Source organism: Neptuniibacter pectenicola, from assembly GCF_001597735.1.
Taxonomy (GTDB): domain Bacteria; phylum Pseudomonadota; class Gammaproteobacteria; order Pseudomonadales; family Balneatricaceae; genus Neptuniibacter; species Neptuniibacter pectenicola.
Window position 1 is genome coordinate 41715 of sequence record NZ_LUTS01000005.1, and the last position, 19075, is coordinate 60789.

Sequence of the window (19075 nt, forward strand, 5' to 3'; positions counted from 1 at the left end):
CTCTGGCTTTAATTTACCAAACTTGCCGTATTGGTTTCTAGGGTTATGATAAAAGGTGAGCGAAAGGCGACGAGGTGTTATAGGTAAATGGCGACCTTTTTAGGCTGTGTATGGATTCTATCTAGGGCATTTGTGGGCCGCTTTTTATGTTGATGCTCAGGCGGCGAACGGTAATGAAAACTCGAAACAGGTTCCCTGGTTGAGTGTGCTCTGTACGTTGATGGGGCTGTTATGGAGTTCTAGGATTCGTTTCACAATCGCTAAGCCGAGTCCTGTTGAGTGGTTCGCTTCCCTGCTTTTGTCTGGGTTGGTATAAAAGCGTTCGAAGATATGAGGTAGGTCATCTTGGCTTATACCTGCGCCATTATCGCTAATGCTTATTTTAATAGCGTCCGTTGTGACGTTTGTTTGGGCCTCAAGTTGAAAAACAATGCGGCCATTCTTAGGGGTGTAAGCGATGGCATTACGGATGAGGTTTTCAAAGACCCGCTGGATAAGGCTGATATCCGCATGCACATTAAGGTTGTGATTGGGGGTGATAACTTGGTAGTGGATACCCTTCTCTTTTAGCTCTAGTTCCAACTCTTGTAAGGTGTCGTAAACGAGCTCTGCCAAGGAGAAGGTTTCAAATTTAGGGGCCACATTAATGGCCTCAAGTTTAGAGAGCTCAAATAGATCTCCGATTAACTGACCTAAACGGGTTGTGCTGCTGATCGCTGTTTTTAGATAGTGTAAGCGTTCGTTTTGGCTAAGCTGTTTGTCTTTGATGAGTAATGTTTCTAAGTAGCCTTGGGCTGATGCTAACGGGGTTCTTAAATCATGGGATACATTGGCAATCAGTTCGCGGCGTGAATTGTCGGCGTCCTTTAGTTGATCAAACTGTTGCTCGATCTGTGCCGTCATCTGGCCAAAGGTTTGTTGTAGCTGGTCGATCTCATCTTTAGCGGGTGGCGACGTTGCTTGCTGACTTAGGGAGTGGCTTAGAGAGCTGTGTTTGCGCCCCCGTGTATTGCCGCGTTGTTGTTCGGAAAATTGGCCTATCCTTTTGCTTAGCTTGTTGAGGGGATTTATCAGTAAGCTAAAGATCAAAACGCCTGCGATGACGGCAGCTAAACCGATCATAGACAGGGTCATCACCGCCATAGAACGACTGTGGCTGGATTTTATATCTTTGCCCATCTCTTGGTATATCTTGCTACCTAAAACCACGTACAGATAGCCCTGAGCCGCTCCGCTGTTAGGTACTTGGGCGGCGGAAAATATTTTAGTCTGTGTGGGATCGCGTGGGTCAACGCCATGCAATGGGAATACTGCATCGCCATTGATAAAGGCTTTAATGGGGTCTAAGGGGATTGTTCTTTGCTGGATGCTTGCTTCCGGTAATGCGTGGGCGATGATTCTGCCAGTGCTGTCCAGCAGGTAAACTTCGGCTATGGGATTGATGATCATTGCTTGGCGAGAGAGTTCTTTTATCACATCGAGCTTAGGCTTTTCGTCATCCTTACCGATCAGTTCGTAGGCGTCTGTAATGTACATTGCGATACTGGCATTTATCTTTTGGGTTATCTCTTCGTTGTATTGTTTCATCCAAAATTGGCCCGCAAGGAACATAGCCACACTGGATGAGATGAGAATGAGTATGAGCGCAATGGATAGCTTGCTGCTGAGTGTACGGGTTAACGGGGATCGATTAACGGTTGGTTGGCTCATGCGTCAGCGCCTAAGGTTTCTAATTTATACCCCACGCCCCAGATGGTGACGATCTGTTTTGGGTTGTTCGCGTCCTGCTCTATTTTGGCTCTAAGCCGATTGATATGAGAATTGACTGTGTGTTCGTAGCCGTCATGGCCATAGCCCCAAACCTGATCTAAGAGTTCCGAGCGTCGAAAAACCCGCCCTGGGTGTGAGGCGAAATGTTTGAGCAGATCGAATTCGCGTGCCGTTAGGTCGATCTCCTCCTCGCCTAAAAACACGCTGCGATGATCTTCATCTATGGTGAGCGAACCGGCTTTTATTATCCGATTTTTACTGGCGGTTACTGTCTGCATGGCCGCTTCTCGACGAAACACCGCTCGAATACGGGCAATTAATTCCATCACGCTAAAGGGTTTTGTGATGTAATCGTCGGCGCCTAGATCTAAGCCCAGCACTCGATCTAATTCGCTTGATCTTGAGGTGAGTAATAGCACAGGAATATAGGCTTGTTCCCGCCGTACGCAGCGGCAAATTTCCAACCCAGACGGTCCGGGTAGTTGTATGTCGAGAATGATTAAATCCCAGCTTTCGGTCAGGGCTTTCTGCAGGCCGTCATGACCGTCGGCGGAAAGTGTCACTGCCGCACCCAAATCGCCAAGGTGTAGATTTAATAGATCGGCGATATCCTTTTGGTCTTCAACGATCAGTATTTTTCTGTTTTCCATAGGGTTTGGCCTGTACTTAAATGCGGACACGTTTTTAGTGCTGAGTAGGTTATGACAGTTGATTGATGATTTAATTCTATCGATCAGTTCTCACAGGAGTATCACGGAGAGCGGGCTATTTTGTTTTTCTGTGATATCTGCGGATAGAATTAAGACCTTATTGTTAGCCTCTCTGGATACCTTCTTCCGCCCTCTTTTTTAAACTGACTCCGATCTGAAATTATATGGCGGTCTCTGTTGAGCCGTTTAGACGGAGAGTTTTAATGAATCGTTTTAACGCTAAATTAAGTCTGGTTGCTTCGGCTGTTGTCTTGTCCTCAGTAGTGAGTTCGGGGGCGATGGCTGCTGATGGTTTTTATGTGGGTGGTCAGTTGCAGAGTTCTACGTTTGGTCACAGCATTGAACGTAATACTGGCAGTGGTACTAATCCAAGTATTACCAGTTTTGCAGAAGAAACGGATGCGGCTGTTGGTGTCCATCTCGGCTATAAAATGCATTTAACCGATGATGCGTTTGTTGTAGCGGAAGCGTTTTACACCGATGAAAATGCCGAGACAACAAATATCAATAACATGCTGCAAACGCAGTTGGAACTGAATAGTTCGTACGGTATTAATTTTAAAGCTGGGGTTGATGTTACCCCTAAGTTTTCGGTTTATGGGATCGCCGGTGCGACCGTGTTAGATTTTGATATTCATAATAGCTACCCCTTTGCGCCACCTATGCGAAGCGGCGATACGTCGGAAGTGGGGCTGTCTTTAGGGGCGGGCTTTGAATACCAAGTGGATAATCAGTGGTCGGTGAAAGGTGAGTATATTCAGATCAACGATCTTAGTTTTGATCCTTTGCCAGAGGTGGCTGTGCCGGGCAAGTTGAATCCAAATGAGGTTGATTTCGATAGTCTTAAATTGTCAGTGAGTTACGCTTTTTAGCGTCCGCTAACATTACCGTACAAGCCCCTTCCTTACTTTTACGGTTTTTACTCTCAGTGTTTCACGTGAAACACTGAGTTTTTTGCTGGGTGAAGGGTGTGGGATCAAGGGGTAAGGTTGGCATATTGGCCGTGGCTTTTACGTTAGGCTTTAAGGCGTAGGTGTTCGGCAAATGCGCTTAAGTCATCAAAAATCAATGTGCCCGTTGGGTAGGTTTCTGCGGCGATGGTTTTTAACCCTTTACCTGTTTTTACCAAAATCGGCTGACTGTTGAGTTCGCCTCCAGCGACAAGGTCACGCGCGCTGTCGCCAACGGTATAAGAGCCTGATAGATCTGAAAGCCCAAACAAGTTCGCAATTTTTTTGAACATGCCAGGGAGTGGTTTTCGGCATCCGCATTGATCGTCTGGACCATGAGGACAGTATTCTATTGTGTGTATAACGCCGCCCTTCTCGCTTACTAGGTTCGTTAGTTTTTCGTGCATTGCATGCAGCGTGCTTTCGTCAAAATAGTTTCGCGCCAGTCCTGATTGGTTGGTCGCAACGCAGAGAATGTAGCCCGCTTTAGATAGATCTGCGATCGCTTCAATACTACCCGGAATGGGGATCCATTCATCCAGTGACTTTACGTAAGCGTCGGAGTCTTCATTAATGACACCATCTCTGTCGAGGATGATAAGTTTGCACGGGTCGATCTGAGTCAATTGAATCACCACTAAATCTTTACTGTAGGTTTCACGTGAAACACAAAAAAGCCGGCGTAGTCGCCGGCTTGTATTGTATCTGAAAGCGGATGTTTATCCGAGAATGGATATGTCTGCAACACCTAAGAAGAGTGCGCGAAGTTGGCTAAGCAAAGCTAGGCGATTATTTTTGATCGCTTCGTCGTCGGCCATCACCATGACATCTTCAAAAAACGCATCAACTGGCGCGCGTAAACCCGCGAGTGATTCAAGTGCTTCTTGATATTTACCTTCTGCGAACAGTGGCGCTAAAGTCGCTTTCTGTGTGTCTATTGCTGCCGCGAGTGACTTCTCAGCCTCTTCTGATAAGAGGGCTGGATCAACATCGGTTGTGCCAGTGACGCCCTGTTTTGACAGGATGTTAGATACACGTTTGTTGGCGGCTGCCAACGCGTTAGCTTCGGTCAAACTGCGGAAGTGGTTCACTGCTTTAACACGACGGTCAAAGTCTAGTGGACGGCTTGGTTTGATCGCCAACACGGCCAAGAAGACTTCTGCATTAATGCCTGCATCTTCATACCATGCACGGAAACGTTCCAGCATAAAGTCGAGTACTTTGCTTTCAAGTCCGTCACGGGCGGGTAGGCTCGTGTGGTTGTCGGACGCGATAACCAGCAGATCACGCAGGTCTAGGTCTAAGTTGCGTTCCACAATAATGCGAAGCACACCCAGTGCAGCACGGCGTAGTGCGAACGGGTCTTTAGAACCTGTAGGCGGCTGATTAATACCAAACAAGCCCGTTAGGGTGTCTAGACGGTCAGCGATCGCTACAGCGATGCCGGGCGCTGTTTGTGGTAACTCGTCACCGGAGAAGCGAGGCATGTACTGCTCGTTTTGCGCCAGTGCTACGTCGTTGTCTTCCCCATCGTTGAGTGCATAGTGGTAGCCCATAAGACCTTGTAGGTCAGTGAACTCATACACCATGTCAGTCATTAGATCGGTTTTAGCAAGCAGGCCTGCTCGCTCTGCTTTCGCTTTATCTTCGCCTAGTGCCAGCGCGATCTTTCCAGCCAAGGTGCTGATGCGTGATGCTTTATCATGCAGGGTACCAAGGTCTTTTTGGAAGACAATTGTTTTAAGTTTTTCGACGCGGGATTCAAGCGTGCTTTTCTTATCCGTTTCAAAAAAGAAGGCGGCATCGGACAAGCGAGGACGGATAACTTTTTCGTTACCTTCAATTACCTGTTGCGGGTCATTGGAGACAATATTACAGATAGTGGTGAAGTTCGGCAGAAGGCTTCCTTCACTGTCTAAGTGGTGGAAGTACTTCTGGTGCTCCTTCATGGAGGAGATAAGTGCAGCAGCCGGAACGTCTAAAAAGCGTTCTTCAAAGCGACCCGTTAAAGCAACAGGCCACTCATTCAGTGAGGCAACTTCGTCAAGTAGGTCTTCGTCGATCTGTGCCGTTGCGTTGAGCTTTTGCCCTTCCGCAATCACTTGTTCGCGAATCATCTCTTTACGTGCTTCATAATCGGCAACAACCATGCCCGGCTCATTCAGGCGAGCTTGGTATTCTGCTGGGGTAATCAGCTCGATCTCATTGTTGTAATGGAATCGATGACCGCGTGTTTTACGGCCTGATGTTAGTCCCAGGATTTCACAGTCGATAACGTCGTCACCCAGTAGCATGACAAGCCAGTGAACAGGGCGAACAAACTCAACCCGTGACGCACCCCAGCGCATACGCTTAGGGATCGGCAGTTTGTTTAGCGAGTTTTCAACCAGTGTCGGTAGTAGTAACGCCGTCGCTTTACCCTCTTCCGTGTTACGGAAGTTGAAGTAATCGCCTTTGTCGGTCGTGATGGTTTCTAGCTGATCAGCCGTCACACCGCATGAACGAGCAAAGCCTTCGACCGCTTTTTCTGGTGCTTTTACCGATGGGCCGCGACGTTCAATATCACGGTCTGCTTGTTTCTCATCCAGTGCGCTAATGAGCACGGCAAGTCTGCGTGGAGAGGCAAAGCTTTTTACGTCGGTAAAGCTAACGCCCGCTTCTTTTAGACCTGATGTGATGCCTTGAGTAAACGCATCGGACAATGTCTTAAGGGCTTTAGGTGGCAGCTCTTCGGTGCCAAGTTCTACGAGAAAATCGTGTTGGGACATTATTTATTCTCCTCGCAGTTAGCCAGTACTTCCTGACGAATTGCTTCAGGTGCTAGCGGGAATCCTAACGCTTTACGTGTATTGAAGTATGCGCTGGCAACTTCACGGGCCAGTGTACGTACCCGTAAGATAAAGCGCTGACGTTCAGTTACTGAGATCGCATGGCGAGCATCCAGTAAGTTGAAGGTGTGTGATGCTTTCAGTACTTGTTCGTATGCAGGGAGTGGCAGTGGCTTTTCAAGTTGAAGCAACTTGTTGCACTCTGCTTCGCAATGGTCAAACTGTTTGAACAGTTGAGGTACGTCTGCATGTTCGAAGTTGTACGTGGATTGCTCTACTTCGTTTTGATGGAAAACATCGCCATAAGTGACCACTGAACCATCTGGGTTTTTAGCCCAAATCAGATCGTAAACGCTATCTACGTTTTGCAGATACATCGCAATACGTTCTAGGCCATAGGTGATTTCACCGGTTACGGGGTAGCACTCTAAACCACCGGCTTGCTGGAAGTAGGTGAACTGAGTAACTTCCATACCGTTTAACCAGACTTCCCAACCTAAGCCCCAAGCACCCAGTGTGGGTGACTCCCAGTTATCCTCTACGAAGCGAACATCGTGAATACCTAGATCTACCCCCATACGGCGTAACGAGCCAAGGTAGAGTTCCTGGATATTGTCAGGGGATGGTTTTAATACAACCTGGAATTGGTAGTAATGCTGTAGACGGTTAGGGTTTTCACCATAACGGCCATCCGTTGGGCGACGGCTTGGCTGAACATAGGCAGAGCGCCATGTTTCAGGTCCGGTTGCACGGAGAAAAGTAGATGGGTGGAAGGTGCCCGCACCAACCTCCATATCAAGTGGTTGTACGATTACACAACCCTGCTCTGCCCAGTATTCCTGCAGAGCAAGGATCAGCCCCTGAAATGTGCTTACGTCTGGGGTTGCCTTATCAGTCACAGAGTTCACCATTGTAAAATTGGCCGAAAAATTAGGCGGGAATTATACAACAAAAAATGAACAATCGGGCTTAGGAAAAGTGGAGAAGCGGGGATAAAATAGATTTTTTGCTGAAAAGTTTGGGCAGAACGGCTTTCTGCCCAAGATTCGGTCGAAAAATCAGTAATCTAGGCAGAGGTATTTTAAGGTTTCGATCACCTGTTCGGTGTTTTCTGCAACCGCATGAGCGCAGGCATCAATCTCTTTGAGTGGGTGTGTTAGCTCTGGGGCATGTTCCACAATCAATGATTTTCCATTCGCGATAGCAAAGCCTGCATCAAACGCCGCGTTCCACTGACGGTATTTATTACCAAAACGCACGATCACTATATCCGCACGTTTGATGGCGGTCATATGGCGCATGGTATTCATTTTGGCCGATTTGTGGTCGGTCCAAAAATCGGATGTTTCAGGGCCTAGAATCTCGGTGGCGCAGCCGTCACTGGATTCATGATTCGTATTGGGTGTTAATACATCGATAGGTAGGCCATTTTGGTTAATCGCCCTTTTGATCTGATCGCGCCAGTCGGAATGGATCTCACCAGAAAGATATACAGTGTAACGCATGGTTAAAGTCTCAAATTGTAGTCACTTAAAATCTATTCTACCGCCTGCTTAGCGTTTCCAAAAGATCGGCGTAAATAATACAAGCAAGGTAAATACTTCTAATCGGCCGAGTAGCATGGCAAAGCATAACACCCATTTTGCAGGCTCGTTTAGGTTGCCGTAGTGGGCTGATACGTTACCTAGTCCCGGTCCTAAGTTGTTCAGCGTTGCGCCGACTGCGGACCATGCGGTGACTTGGTCTAAGCCTGTGGCAAGCAGTGCAACTAACATCACAACAAAGACAATCATGTAGACGGAGAAGAAACCCCATACCGCTTCTAACACGCGGTCAGAGATCGGTTTTTTGCCAAGCTTAACGGGGATGATTGCGTTAGGGTGAACAAGGCGTTGGATCTCACGGTAGCCCTGTTTCAAAATCAGTAGCACACGTATAACTTTCATCCCGCCGCCGGTTGATCCGGCACAGCCGCCGGCGAAGGTCGCAACAAAGAGTAAAAACGGAAGCATGGCTGGCCAGTGGGCAAAGTCGGCGGTAGCAAAGCCTGAGGTTGTGGCAATCGAGACCACCATGAAGGTGGCTTTACGCAGTGATTCAGCCGGTTCGTAAGTGTTGGTGACAATAAGCACGATCAGTGCGATAAGCGTTATGCCCAGCAGTGTCGAAATATAAAATTTAAATTCAGGGTCTTTAAAGTAGTGGCTGATGGAGCGTTGGCGCCAAGCGAAAAAGTGAAGCCCGAAATTAACGGTCGATACGACCATAAAGAACACACATATCAGCTCAATTGTGAGCGAGTCGAAGTAACCGATACTGGCATCGTGGGTGGAAAATCCGCCGATGGCAACGGTGGAGAAACTATGGCTAACCGCGTCAAACACGTCCATCCCTGCGAGCCAATAACCGACCCCACAGACAATGGTAAGGGAGAGGTAAATATACCAAAGGGCTTTGGCTGTTTCGGTGATGCGTGGGGTTAGTTTAGAGTCTTTAACCGGGCCAGGTATCTCCGCGCGGTAAAGCTGCATACCCCCGATACCTAACATCGGCAGAATGGCGACGGCTAATACGATGATACCCATACCGCCTAGCCACTGCAGTTGCTGACGATAAAAAAGAATCGATTTGGGCAGGTAGTCGATACCGGTGATAACCGTGGCCCCGGTTGTGGTGAGGCCTGATAGGGATTCAAAAACAGCATCGACGAAAGAGAGGTGCGGATCTTCGGTGATCATAAAGGGAAAGGCCCCGAAAAAGCCCAATACCGCCCAGAAGAGTACCGTGATTAAAAAGCCATCCCGTGTGCGCAAGTCTTGCCGGACACGGTAGACAGGTATCCAGATAAGAAACCCCGTTACCAGCGTAATAAAAAAGCCTGCAATAAACGCAAAATCAGCGCCGTCATTGTAAATGTATGAGATGGCTAAAGGCGGCAGCATGGAGAAGCTGAATATCATCAGCAAAATACCAAGAATGCGCAGAATTACTTTGTAATGCATTTGCTCAATTACCGCTTAGAAGAAGGTTAAGCCAACTTGGAAAAGTCGCTCGACCTCTTTAATTCGTCGTTTATCGACAAGGAATAAGATCACGTGGTCGCCACTTTCAACCACAACATCATCATGAGCGATAAGCACTTGATCGTTACGCACAATAGCGCCAATGGTCGTCCCATCAGGCAGGTTGATCTCTTCGATGGTTTTGCCCACAACTTTGGAGGATGAGCTGTCACCATGGGCAACCGCTTCTAAGGCTTCTGCCGCGCCCCGTCGTAAGGCATGCACCGCAACCACGTCACCTCGTCGTACGTGGGTGAGCAGTGCACCAATGGTTGTTTGCTGTGGTGATATGGCGATATCAATCGCCCCGCCCTGTACAAGATCTACATAGGCGGGGTTGTTGATAAGGGTCATTACTGTTCTGGCCCCTTGTCGTTTGGCTAACATGGAGGCCATGATATTGGCCTCATCATCGTTCGTTAAGGCGCAAAATACATCGGTATCTTCAATGTTCTCTTCGATTAAGAGCTCACGGTCGGATGCGCTGCCTTGGAGGACGATGGTTTTATCTAAGGTACGGGCTAGCTTGTTACAACGTTCGAGGTCGCGTTCGATGATTTTAACTTGATAGCGGCCTTCGATGGATTCGGCTAAGCGCGCACCAATATTACCGCCGCCAGCGATGATGATGCGTTTGTAGGGGTTGTCGAGGCGGCGAAGCTCACTCATGACCGCTAAAATATCTTTGCGTGCGGCGATAAAAAAGACTTCATCATCGGCTTCAATGATCGTATCGCCTTTCGGAATAATTGGGCTTCCGCTTCGAAAGATTGCCGCTACGCGGGTGTCAACGGAGGGCATATGTGTGCGTAGGTAGGAGATTTCACGCCCTACCAGCGGCCCACCGTAATAGGCTTTTACTGCGACCAGCTGCGCTTTTCCATCGGCAAAATCGAGTACCTGCAATGCGCCGGGGTGCTGAATCAGCCGTTTGATATGTTTAGTGACGAGAAACTCAGGACTGATTCGGACATCAATAGGGATGCCCTTTTCACCAAAGATCTTTTGGTTTTTATCTAAGTAGTCATGTTCGCGAACACGGGCGATTTTTGTGGGCGTATTAAATAGCGTTTGAGCAATCTGACAGGCAAGCATGTTCACTTCGTCAGAATTGGTAACAGCAATCAACATATCCGCATCAACCGCGCCGGCTTGTTCAAGCACGGTGGGGTAGGATGCTTTGCCTTCGATGGTACGAATATCTAGCCGGTCTTGAAGCTCACGCAGTCGATTCGTATCTGTATCAACGACAGTGATGTCGTTATCTTCTCGGGCTAGGTTTTCAGCCAGTGTGCCGCCAACTTGCCCGGCACCTAGAATAATGATCTTCATTATCAGCCTTTTACTGCTGCTAGAGGCGTAGGGTCGCCGTTTTAGTCGAGCTTACCCTGTTTTTCTAGCAGTGCATAATAGAAACCATCATGGCCGTCAATTTGTGGAAATAATTGGCGTCCATACTCACGTTGAATGCCCCAAGGCGCGTCAATGGTTATATGTTTTACATTGTCGGTTTGTGCGATAAACCGTTTTATTAACCGCTCATTTTCTTGTGGGAAAATGGAGCAGGTTGCGTATAGAAGTTTGCCGCCCGGTTTGAGCATCGACCAGCAGTTTTCGATAATCGCTTGCTGTAGTTTAGATATTTCATGGATATCTTCACCTTGGCGTAAATATTTTATATCAGGATTGCGTCTAATCACGCCGGTGGCTGAACAGGGGGCATCTAATAAAATGCGGTCATACTGTTCACCGTCCCACCATGTTTGAGTGGACGCATCCGCAATAATAAGGCGTGCCTCTAAGCCCAAACGGGTTAAGTTCTCCTCAATGCGCCCTGCTCTTCTTTCCTCTAATTCAACCGCGTCTACGGCGCTAAGGGCCGGTTCGGTTTCTAATATGTGGCACAGTTTTCCGCCCGGCGCAGCGCATGCGTCTAAGACGGTTTGGCCCGGTTGTAGATCAAGCAGTTGGGCCGCGAGTTGGGCGGCTTCATCTTGAACACTAAAGGCGCCGCTTTCATAGCCGGGCAGTGACTCCACGTTTAGGGAGGTGGATAAGCGAATACCCGCGGGGCTGAACACGGTTTTCTCGGCATCAACGATCGGCTCAAGTTGGGCCAAATAACTGTCTCTATCGGTGTTGAGGGTGTTTACCCTTAGCGTCAGTGGTGCTTGCCCATTGTTGGCGTGAAGGATCTGTTGCCAGTGCTCTGGCCAGTTATTCTTTAATTTAGCGATCATCCACTCGGGATGGTTGAACTGGTAAGATTCATTGTCTGCCAGTGAGTCTTCGAGCTCCTCTTGCTCCCGTTGGAAGCGGCGCAAAATCGCATTTACAACTTTGCCTGCCCACTCTTTATCGAGTTCCCGACAGGCCTCAACGCTTTCACTAATGGCAGCATGGGCGGGGATGCGGGTGTGTTGGAGCTGGTAAAGGCCGACTAAAACGATGGCTTTTATATCAATATCACGAAACTTAAACGCACGGTTTTGGAGTAATTTAACCAGACAGTTAAGTTGCGGATGGTGGCGCATCGTGCCGTAACAAAGTTCCCGTAGCAGTGCGCGGTCTTTCTCTGGACAGTGGCGCTCAATAGCGGGGTACTGTGTGTTGAGAGAGCCTTTGTTTTGCAGCAAAGGGGTAAGTACTTGAGCGGCTAATGCGCGCACATTGGATGTCATTAGGGTTATCCTAGCTGCACGCCAGCGCTAAACTGTTCGCGCTTAGAGTTGAGTACTGAGGCTGCGTCCATCGGTTTTTTCCCGGGAAGTTGCAGCGTTTTTATTTTAATGGCGCCTTTTCCGCAGCCGATAATAATGCTCTTTTTATCAGCGGGTAAAATTTGTCCTGCGACGCCCTGTTGGTCGAGTTGCTCGCACTCAAGTAATTTAATAGTTTCATCACCTAGCTGGAAGGTCACGGCAACACGGGGGCTTAATGTCCGCACTTTAAGGTCAATGGCGTCTGCCGTTTGCGTCCAGTCGATCACGCCCTCCTCTTTGCTGAGTTTGTGAGCGTACGTTGCTAATTGGTTGTCTTGAGGCTCTGGCGTTAGATGACCGGCGTTTATGCCGTTTAATGTTTCAACTAATGCGGTTGCGCCAAGGCTACCTAGGCGTTCAAAGAGGGAGGCCGCGGTGTCGTTATGGCTGATAGGTGTGGTGACTTTTAACAGCATGTCACCGGTATCTAAGCCTTCGTCCATCTGCATAATGGTTACGCCGGTTTCGGCATCACCGGCTAGCATTGCGCGTTCGACCGGCGCGGCTCCTCGCCAGCGTGGTAGGAGTGATCCATGTACATTAATGCAGCCTAAGCGTGGTGTATCTAAAATAGGCTTCGGTAGCAGCATTCCATAGGCAACGACAACCATTATGTCGGCTTCAAGGTTAGCGAGTACTTGCTGTTCTTCTTCGGTTTTTAAACTATGGGGCTGAAAAACAGGGATATCGTGGGCTTGAGCAAGGTCTTTGACGGGCCTTGGTGCCATCTGATTTTTACGTTTTCCTTTTTTATCGGGCTGGGTATACACCGCTATCACTTGGTGTTCGCTATCAAGCAGCGCTTGTAAGTTGTACGCGGCAAAGTCTGGCGTGCCTGCAAAGACGATACGAAGTGGGGTGTTAGCCATAAAAAAGTTATCCAAATCAAATAAAACAGGCCTGCGGTGTTACGCGCAAGCCTGAGAATAGAGTGTAGTCGATCGCGCTTACGCGTGTTTTTCCATTTTGTGCTGCTTTTCAAGCTTACTCTTAATGCGATTACGCTTAAGCATGGAGAGGTAATCGACAAAAAGTTTGCCATTTAAATGGTCTAATTCATGTTGGATGCAAACCGCCAAGAGGTCTTCCGCAATCAGCTCGTAAGGTTCGCCATTATAATCGATGGCTGTTAATTTTACTTTTTGTGGGCGTTGTACATCTTCATAAAACCCTGGGACCGATAAACAGCCCTCCTGATATTTATGTAACTCGTCTTCGAGTACTTCAAATTCAGGGTTGATCAAAATCAACGGTTCGTTTTGTTCTTCTGAGATATCGATGGTGACAATACGTTTATGAATGTTCACCTGTGTAGCGGCTAGGCCTATGCCTGGCGCGTCGTACATGGTTTCTAACATATCATCAATCTGAGCACGTACGGCATCATCAACCGTTTCTACAGGTTCTGCGATAGTTCGCAGGCGAGGATCGGGGTATTCAAGAATGGTTAATTTTGCCATGATTCAGTATCTATTCTACAGTTGTGTGAGGTTATCCAGCAGGTATCTCTCATTGATACATGCTAACGTTAGAAAGAAAGTAGTTTGTTTCTAACAAATTTTCTCGATTTTTCAGCCGACTGGCCGAAATAATATGTCGAGATCAATAGCGAAAAATATTATTCTGCCTATTATACTGATTAGAACGCTCAATGCATTGTCGTTACCTCGTTAGCTTGATAGTTTTATGGCTTGGGGTAATAAGGGAACTAGACATGAAAAAATTGTTATGTGGATTACTTGCCTTTGTGGTGCTGTCTTTTACGCACGTTAGTGCTGAAACACGAGAAGATAGTTTGCTTCTTCGTGAGGATTACCCGCAAGAGTATGTAGTCGTGAAGGGAGACACGTTATGGCATATTTCTGGGCGTTTTTTACAAAGCCCTTGGAAGTGGCCCGAAGTGTGGGGTGTAAACCCTCAAGTCGATAATCCACATCTGATCTACCCAGGTGATGTTATCTATTTAACATGGGTGGATGGTAAACCCCGCTTAGGTGTACGTCGCGACAGTGGTATTTACCCGCGTGCCCGTACCTCTCCGTTAGATCATGCCATTCCGGCCATTCCTTTACGTGACATTATCGGGTTTCTAAATGATAACCGGGTGTTGCCTGAAGATATTCTGAAAGATGCACCTTATGTGTTAGGTGGTCGAAGCGCGCGTATTATTGCGGGTGCCGGTGACCGTGTTTATGCACGTGGTACTTTATTAGAAGAGCAGCGTCGCCAAGGTGTTTATCGCGCCGCTGGTGAGTATAAAGATCCTGATACCGATGAGATGTTAGGTTTTGAGCTGACCAAAGTGGCTGATGCGGATGTTAAAGCGCAGGCTGATAGTGTGATTAGCTTGGACGTGGTCAAGTCGAAGAAAGAGATTCGCGTATTGGACCGAGTTGTACCGACGGAAGAGGTGCGTATTCAGTCGATCTTTTATCCACAGTCTTCACCTGATGGGGTCGAAGGTAAGATTCTTAAAGTACTCGGTGGTGTGCGTGATGGTGGTCAATTTAACGTGGTTGCCATTAATAAGGGCGTCCGTGAAGGGTTAGAGCCGGGTCATGTTTTTGCTATCTACCGTCAAGGTGAACGAATTAAAGATCCAGTGACTAAAGATTTTGTCATCTTACCGAGTGAGCGTTCCGGTGAGTTGATGGTGTTTAAAGTCTTCGAAAAGGTCAGCTACGGCCTGATTATGCAAAGCACTGATGTGGTTTCTATTGGCGATACATTGCGCCAACCGTAATATAAGGAAGTAAACATGACGGCAGATCCAAAGGACTGGATCGCCGTTGCAGCCCTGCCCTGTCTAGGGCCGGCATCGATTAAGCGGTTGTGGGAGCATGGCTGGACGCCTGAAAAACTCCTTACCGCTTCAACAATCGAATGGCAGCGGTTAGGTCTTAAGCAAAAAACCATTGATGCCCTGAATGAATATCAGCACTCCTCCCAAGGGCTTATCCATACGACCATAGCGAATGCATTGCAGTGGCAGTCATCCTATGACGATGCACATCTCTTACCGATTACCCATGGGGATTACCCCCACTTACTGCGCGAAATTTATGATCCGCCCCCTATTTTGTTCGTTCGCGGCAATGTTGACGCACTCAGCCTACCTCAGATAGCGATTGTCGGCAGCAGGAGCGCGTCTAAGAGCGGTTTGAAGCAATCCTATGGGTTTGCATTAGAGCTAGCGCAAAACGGCCTTGTTATTAATTCGGGCTTGGCATTAGGGGTGGATGCCGCAGCACATCAGGCTTGCGTCGATATTTCCAAGCCAACCCTTGCGGTTTTTGGCACCGGTATTGACCGAATGTACCCTGCTCGGAATCGTGTGCTCGCGAGCGAGATTTTGCAAAATGGCGGGGCGTGGATTAGTGAGTTGTTTTTGGGCGCGCCGCCCATCGCGCCCCACTTTCCAAAAAGAAACCGTTTGATTAGTGGTATGAGTGCTGGGGTTCTCGTTGTTGAAGCGGCACCGAAAAGTGGATCACTCATTACCGCTCGTATGGCGATGGAGCATGGTCGAGAGGTGTTTGCGTTGCCAGGCCCTTTAAACAACCCGTTGAGCCGAGGCTGCCATTTGTTGATTAAAGAGGGGGCGGTGCTGGTTGAAACCGCGCAAGAGATGGTTGATCACCTTGCACCTCTGCTGGGTTGCTACCTAAATGAAGGCTCAGATTTAGATTCGGCTCACTTAGGTCCTCCTGCTGAACAGGGGGTGCGAGTGGAGCTGAGTGGGGATGAAATCCAAGTTTTAGAGCAGATGGGCTATGAAGTGTGCTGTATAGACCAACTCAGTGTGCAAAGTGGCTTTAGTATTGCTGAGTTGAGTCAGATACTGGTGGCGCTGGAGTTAAAGGGGGTCGTCGAGCAACGGGAAGGTGGTTACATTAAGTGTTGCTGAGAAATGCCTAACATGAAATAAAAAAGAATATCAGTCGGTTTTTCTATATATTTTTCGTCTATATCTATTACCTAACAGCTGTTGCAAAGCGGGCTTTGAACATTTAGTGTTCAGCCTCTTAACTAACTACCTATTCGAGAAAGATATGAGTAAACCATTTCTTGCTATTTTAATGGGGTCTGATTCCGACCTTCCAGTAATGACCGCAGCTGTTGACGTATTGCGTTCATTGGACGTTGAGTTTGAAATCAAAGTTAGCTCCGCACACCGTACACCCGTTCAAACGCATGACTATGTTAAAGATGCGGATGCACGTGGTGCTGTTGCGTTTATTTGTGCAGCGGGTATGGCGGCTCATTTAGCCGGTGCTGTGGCTGCAAATACCACTAAGCCTGTTATTGGTGTGCCAATTAACTCATCGCTTGATGGTTTAGATGCCTTGCTTTCGACGGTACAGATGCCGGGTGGCATTCCTGTTGCGACGGTTGCTATCGGTAAAGCCGGTGCTAAAAATGCGGCCTACCTTGGTGCGCAGATTATGGCGGTAGGTGATGCCGATCTTGCTGAGAGATTAAAGCAGGAGCGCCAAGCTAATACGGATTCCATCGTTGCTAAAGATGCTGCGTTGCAGGAAAAGCTAAAGAACGGTGAACTGTAATCAGAATTTAGACTGGTGGCATATCCACCAGTCTGTCCGGGCGATGCACCAAGGTGGTGTCATCGCCTATCCTACCGAAGCTGTTTGGGGATTAGGGTGTGACCCTTTTAACCAAGACGCAGTCTCTCACCTGCTCAACATTAAACGACGTCCTGTCGATAAAGGGCTTGTTTTAGTTGCGGGCAACCTGTCTCAAATACAATGTCTGTTAGATGACCTCAGTGCGGACGAATACGATAAAGTAACGGCTAGTTGGCCGGGGCCTTATACGTGGGTTTTACCGGACAAAAAAGATATAATCCCCAGATGGATTAAAGGAAAGCATAGCTCAGTTGCTGTGAGAGTGAGCGATCACTCACTGGTTAAAAAGTTAACTGAAGCTTACGGATCGTTCATCGTTTCCACTTCTGCCAATCCTTCAGCTCATTGCCCTGCAAGAGATATATTGAGAGTAAAGACTTACTTCGGCGATGAGCTTGATTATATTTTGCCCGGTTGTTTAGGCGGATTGTCTCAGCCAACCCAAATTAAAGATTTAAAATCGGACCGTATCGTTAGGGTCTGAACATATAAGTGAGTGAGTACTATGTCCGCCCCAAATATCGAAGCTGTAAAAGAATATCTATTAAGCCTTCAGGACGCTATTTGTGATGCCCTTGAAAAGGTTGATGGCGGTGGTGAATTCTTTGAGGACGAATGGCAGCGAGATACGGGCGGTGGTGGTCGCACTCGGGTACTAGCGGACGGGGTCATTATTGAAAAAGGTGGGGTGAATTTCTCCCACGTTTTTGGTGATAAGCTACCCGGCTCGGCAACTGCGCATCGACCTGAGTTAGCGGGGCGTAATTTTCAGGCGATGGGCGTGTCGCTGGTGATACACCCAAGAAATCCTTATATCCCTACGTCGCATGCCAATGTGCGATTTTTTATTGCGGAGAAAGAGGGTGAAGATCCGGTGTGGTGGTTTGGTGGTGGTTTTGATTTAACGCCTTACTACGGCAACGATGAAGATTGTAAATTTTGGCATCAGACGGCTAAAGATGCCTGCGATCCTTTTGGTGAAGAGATCTATCCTCACTTTAAAACATGGTGTGATGAGTATTTCCATCTTAAACATCGAGATGAGCCCCGAGGTATCGGCGGTCTATTTTTTGATGATTTAAACGAGTATGGCTTTGATAAGAGCTTCGCTCTGATGCAATCGATTGGTAATGCTTACAGCAAAGCCTATATCCCTATTATTGAACGTAATAAAGAGAAAGCCTACGGCGAACGTCAACGTGATTTCCAATTACACCGTCGTGGCCGCTATGTTGAGTTTAATCTTGTTTATGACCGTGGGACGCTGTTTGGTCTTCAGTCGGGTGGGCGCACTGAATCCATTCTTATGTCACTGCCACCGGAAGTTCGCTGGGGTTATGATTGGAAGCCTGAGGAAGGCAGTGAAGAAGCGGTATTATATGATCGCTATTTGAAGCCAACCGATTGGTTAAACATTTAACCTTACCTTAGCAATGTAAAGAGTTTTGCCCATGACTGACCGTTATGCCGTTTTTGGTAACCCAATAAAACATTCAAAGTCACCACAGATACATCAGGCTTTTGCTCAAAGTACAGGTCAAGATTTGACCTATGAGGCGATCGCTGTGGCGGAAGATCAATTTACGCAGACGGTTGAATCGTTTTTATCGGGTGATGGGCGAGGTCTAAATATCACCATCCCCTTTAAGCAGGAGGCGTGGGCCTTGGCGAGCGTACGCTCTCCCCGTGCAGAGCTTGCCGGCGCGGTGAACACCTTGTATCGGGATGAGCAGGGACGTCTTTGCGGCGATAACACTGATGGTATCGGCATGGTACGGGATATCATACGTAACCATGGCGGTACGATTAAAGGGAAGCGGGTTCTTATTCTAGGTGCGGGTGGTGCTGTTAGAGGCGTGTTGCAGCCGGTATTAGAGCAAAACCCGAGCTGCGTGGTGATTGCTAATCGAACCGCGTCAAAGGCGGTAGAGTTAGCGGCGCTGGCGTCCCATTTAGGTGATGTGTCAGGCTGTGGTTTTAATACATTGGATGGCCAATGTTTTGATTTAATCATCAATGGAACGGCTGCTAGCCTGCAAGGTGAAGTGCCCCCTATCCCTGCGACTGTCTTAGCGGATAACGCTTGGTGCTATGACATGATGTATGCCGCCTCCCCTACTGCATTCTGTCAGTGGGCGGCTGATCACGGTGCGGAAAAGTCGATTGATGGCTTAGGTATGTTGGTTGAGCAGGCCGCACAATCATTTCAAATATGGCGGGGCGTTGAGCCGGATTCTCAGGCGGTAATTGAGCAGCTTCGCACCGCATTAACTGATTGATTTTAATACAACTGTTATCTTTCCTTGTTTTTATATCATCGCTTGCAAGCGGCGCGTCTGGGGCGTAT

The 19075-nt window shown here is 48.0% G+C and carries 18 protein-coding genes; 7 read left to right on the top strand and 11 right to left on the bottom strand.

From position 1 onward, the window contains the following. Positions 1-156: 156 nt before the first annotated feature. Positions 157-1710: a sensor histidine kinase gene (locus A3773_RS08020; protein WP_067984832.1), complete on the bottom strand. Its 1554-nt coding sequence runs from the start codon at positions 1708-1710 to the stop codon at positions 157-159. Beyond that, complete coding sequence (locus A3773_RS08025) at positions 1707-2420, bottom strand: response regulator transcription factor (protein ID WP_067984834.1); 714 nt, start codon at positions 2418-2420, stop codon at positions 1707-1709. The genes A3773_RS08020 and A3773_RS08025 overlap by 4 nt, the downstream gene beginning before the upstream one ends. Positions 2421-2683: 263 nt before the next feature. Between A3773_RS08025 and A3773_RS08030 the strand changes: the two genes are divergently transcribed. Further along, the gene (locus A3773_RS08030; protein ID WP_067984836.1) at positions 2684-3352 is read left to right on the top strand and encodes an outer membrane protein; all 669 of its coding nucleotides are present in this window, start codon (positions 2684-2686) and stop codon (positions 3350-3352) included. A gap of 143 nt (positions 3353-3495) precedes the next feature. Here the strand turns inward: A3773_RS08030 and gmhB are convergent, their stop codons facing one another. From gmhB to def, 9 genes are all read right to left on the bottom strand, one after another. Next, positions 3496-4065, bottom strand: a complete 570-nt coding sequence (gene gmhB, locus A3773_RS08035) for a D-glycero-beta-D-manno-heptose 1,7-bisphosphate 7-phosphatase (RefSeq protein WP_231902170.1) — start codon at positions 4063-4065, stop codon at positions 3496-3498. 84 nt (positions 4066-4149) lie between these two features. Then, the gene (gene glyS / locus A3773_RS08040; protein WP_067984838.1) at positions 4150-6198 is read right to left on the bottom strand and encodes a glycine--tRNA ligase subunit beta; all 2049 of its coding nucleotides are present in this window, start codon (positions 6196-6198) and stop codon (positions 4150-4152) included. Then, a complete protein-coding gene (gene glyQ / locus A3773_RS08045) occupies positions 6198-7169 on the bottom strand; it encodes a glycine--tRNA ligase subunit alpha (protein WP_067984840.1) in 972 nt (323 codons plus the stop codon). The genes glyS and glyQ overlap by 1 nt, the downstream gene beginning before the upstream one ends. Before the next feature lie 147 nt (positions 7170-7316). Continuing rightward, on the bottom strand, positions 7317-7763 hold the full coding sequence (locus A3773_RS08050) for a YtoQ family protein (RefSeq protein ID WP_067984842.1): 447 nt from the start codon (positions 7761-7763) through the stop codon (positions 7317-7319). Positions 7764-7811: 48 nt separating this feature from the next. Further along, positions 7812-9260 carry a TrkH family potassium uptake protein gene (locus A3773_RS08055; RefSeq protein WP_067984844.1) on the bottom strand — a complete coding sequence of 483 codons (1449 nt, stop codon included), beginning with the start codon at positions 9258-9260 and terminating at the stop codon, positions 7812-7814. A 15-nt stretch (positions 9261-9275) separates the two neighbouring features. Further along, positions 9276-10652 (bottom strand): Trk system potassium transporter TrkA, encoded by a 1377-nt coding sequence (gene trkA / locus A3773_RS08060; protein ID WP_067984846.1) that lies wholly within the window; start codon positions 10650-10652, stop codon positions 9276-9278. A gap of 41 nt (positions 10653-10693) precedes the next feature. After that, positions 10694-12001 carry a 16S rRNA (cytosine(967)-C(5))-methyltransferase RsmB gene (gene rsmB / locus A3773_RS08065; protein WP_067984847.1) on the bottom strand — a complete coding sequence of 436 codons (1308 nt, stop codon included), beginning with the start codon at positions 11999-12001 and terminating at the stop codon, positions 10694-10696. A gap of 5 nt (positions 12002-12006) precedes the next feature. Then, positions 12007-12951: a methionyl-tRNA formyltransferase gene (gene fmt / locus A3773_RS08070; protein ID WP_067984849.1), complete on the bottom strand. Its 945-nt coding sequence runs from the start codon at positions 12949-12951 to the stop codon at positions 12007-12009. Between the two features lie 78 nt (positions 12952-13029). Then, positions 13030-13542 (bottom strand): peptide deformylase, encoded by a 513-nt coding sequence (def, locus tag A3773_RS08075; RefSeq protein ID WP_067984852.1) that lies wholly within the window; start codon positions 13540-13542, stop codon positions 13030-13032. Positions 13543-13796: 254 nt separating this feature from the next. On the opposite strand from def, the gene A3773_RS08080 reads away from it, so the two are divergent. From A3773_RS08080 to aroE, 6 genes are all read left to right on the top strand, one after another. After that, on the top strand, positions 13797-14825 hold the full coding sequence (locus A3773_RS08080; protein ID WP_067984854.1) for a LysM peptidoglycan-binding domain-containing protein: 1029 nt from the start codon (positions 13797-13799) through the stop codon (positions 14823-14825). Positions 14826-14840: 15 nt separating this feature from the next. Continuing rightward, positions 14841-15989: a DNA-processing protein DprA gene (dprA, locus tag A3773_RS08085; protein ID WP_067984856.1), complete on the top strand. Its 1149-nt coding sequence runs from the start codon at positions 14841-14843 to the stop codon at positions 15987-15989. A 145-nt stretch (positions 15990-16134) separates the two neighbouring features. After that, positions 16135-16647 (top strand): 5-(carboxyamino)imidazole ribonucleotide mutase, encoded by a 513-nt coding sequence (gene purE, locus A3773_RS08090; RefSeq protein WP_067985239.1) that lies wholly within the window; start codon positions 16135-16137, stop codon positions 16645-16647. Next, positions 16637-17212, top strand: coding sequence for an L-threonylcarbamoyladenylate synthase type 1 TsaC (tsaC, locus tag A3773_RS08095; RefSeq protein WP_231902171.1), 576 nt, complete (start codon positions 16637-16639; stop codon positions 17210-17212). Before purE ends, tsaC begins: the two co-directional genes overlap by 11 nt. A 21-nt stretch (positions 17213-17233) precedes the next feature. Further along, complete coding sequence (gene hemF / locus A3773_RS08100; protein ID WP_067984858.1) at positions 17234-18148, top strand: oxygen-dependent coproporphyrinogen oxidase; 915 nt, start codon at positions 17234-17236, stop codon at positions 18146-18148. 31 nt (positions 18149-18179) lie between these two features. Next, on the top strand, positions 18180-19007 hold the full coding sequence (aroE, locus tag A3773_RS08105) for a shikimate dehydrogenase (RefSeq protein ID WP_067984860.1): 828 nt from the start codon (positions 18180-18182) through the stop codon (positions 19005-19007). Positions 19008-19075: the final 68 nt, after the last annotated feature.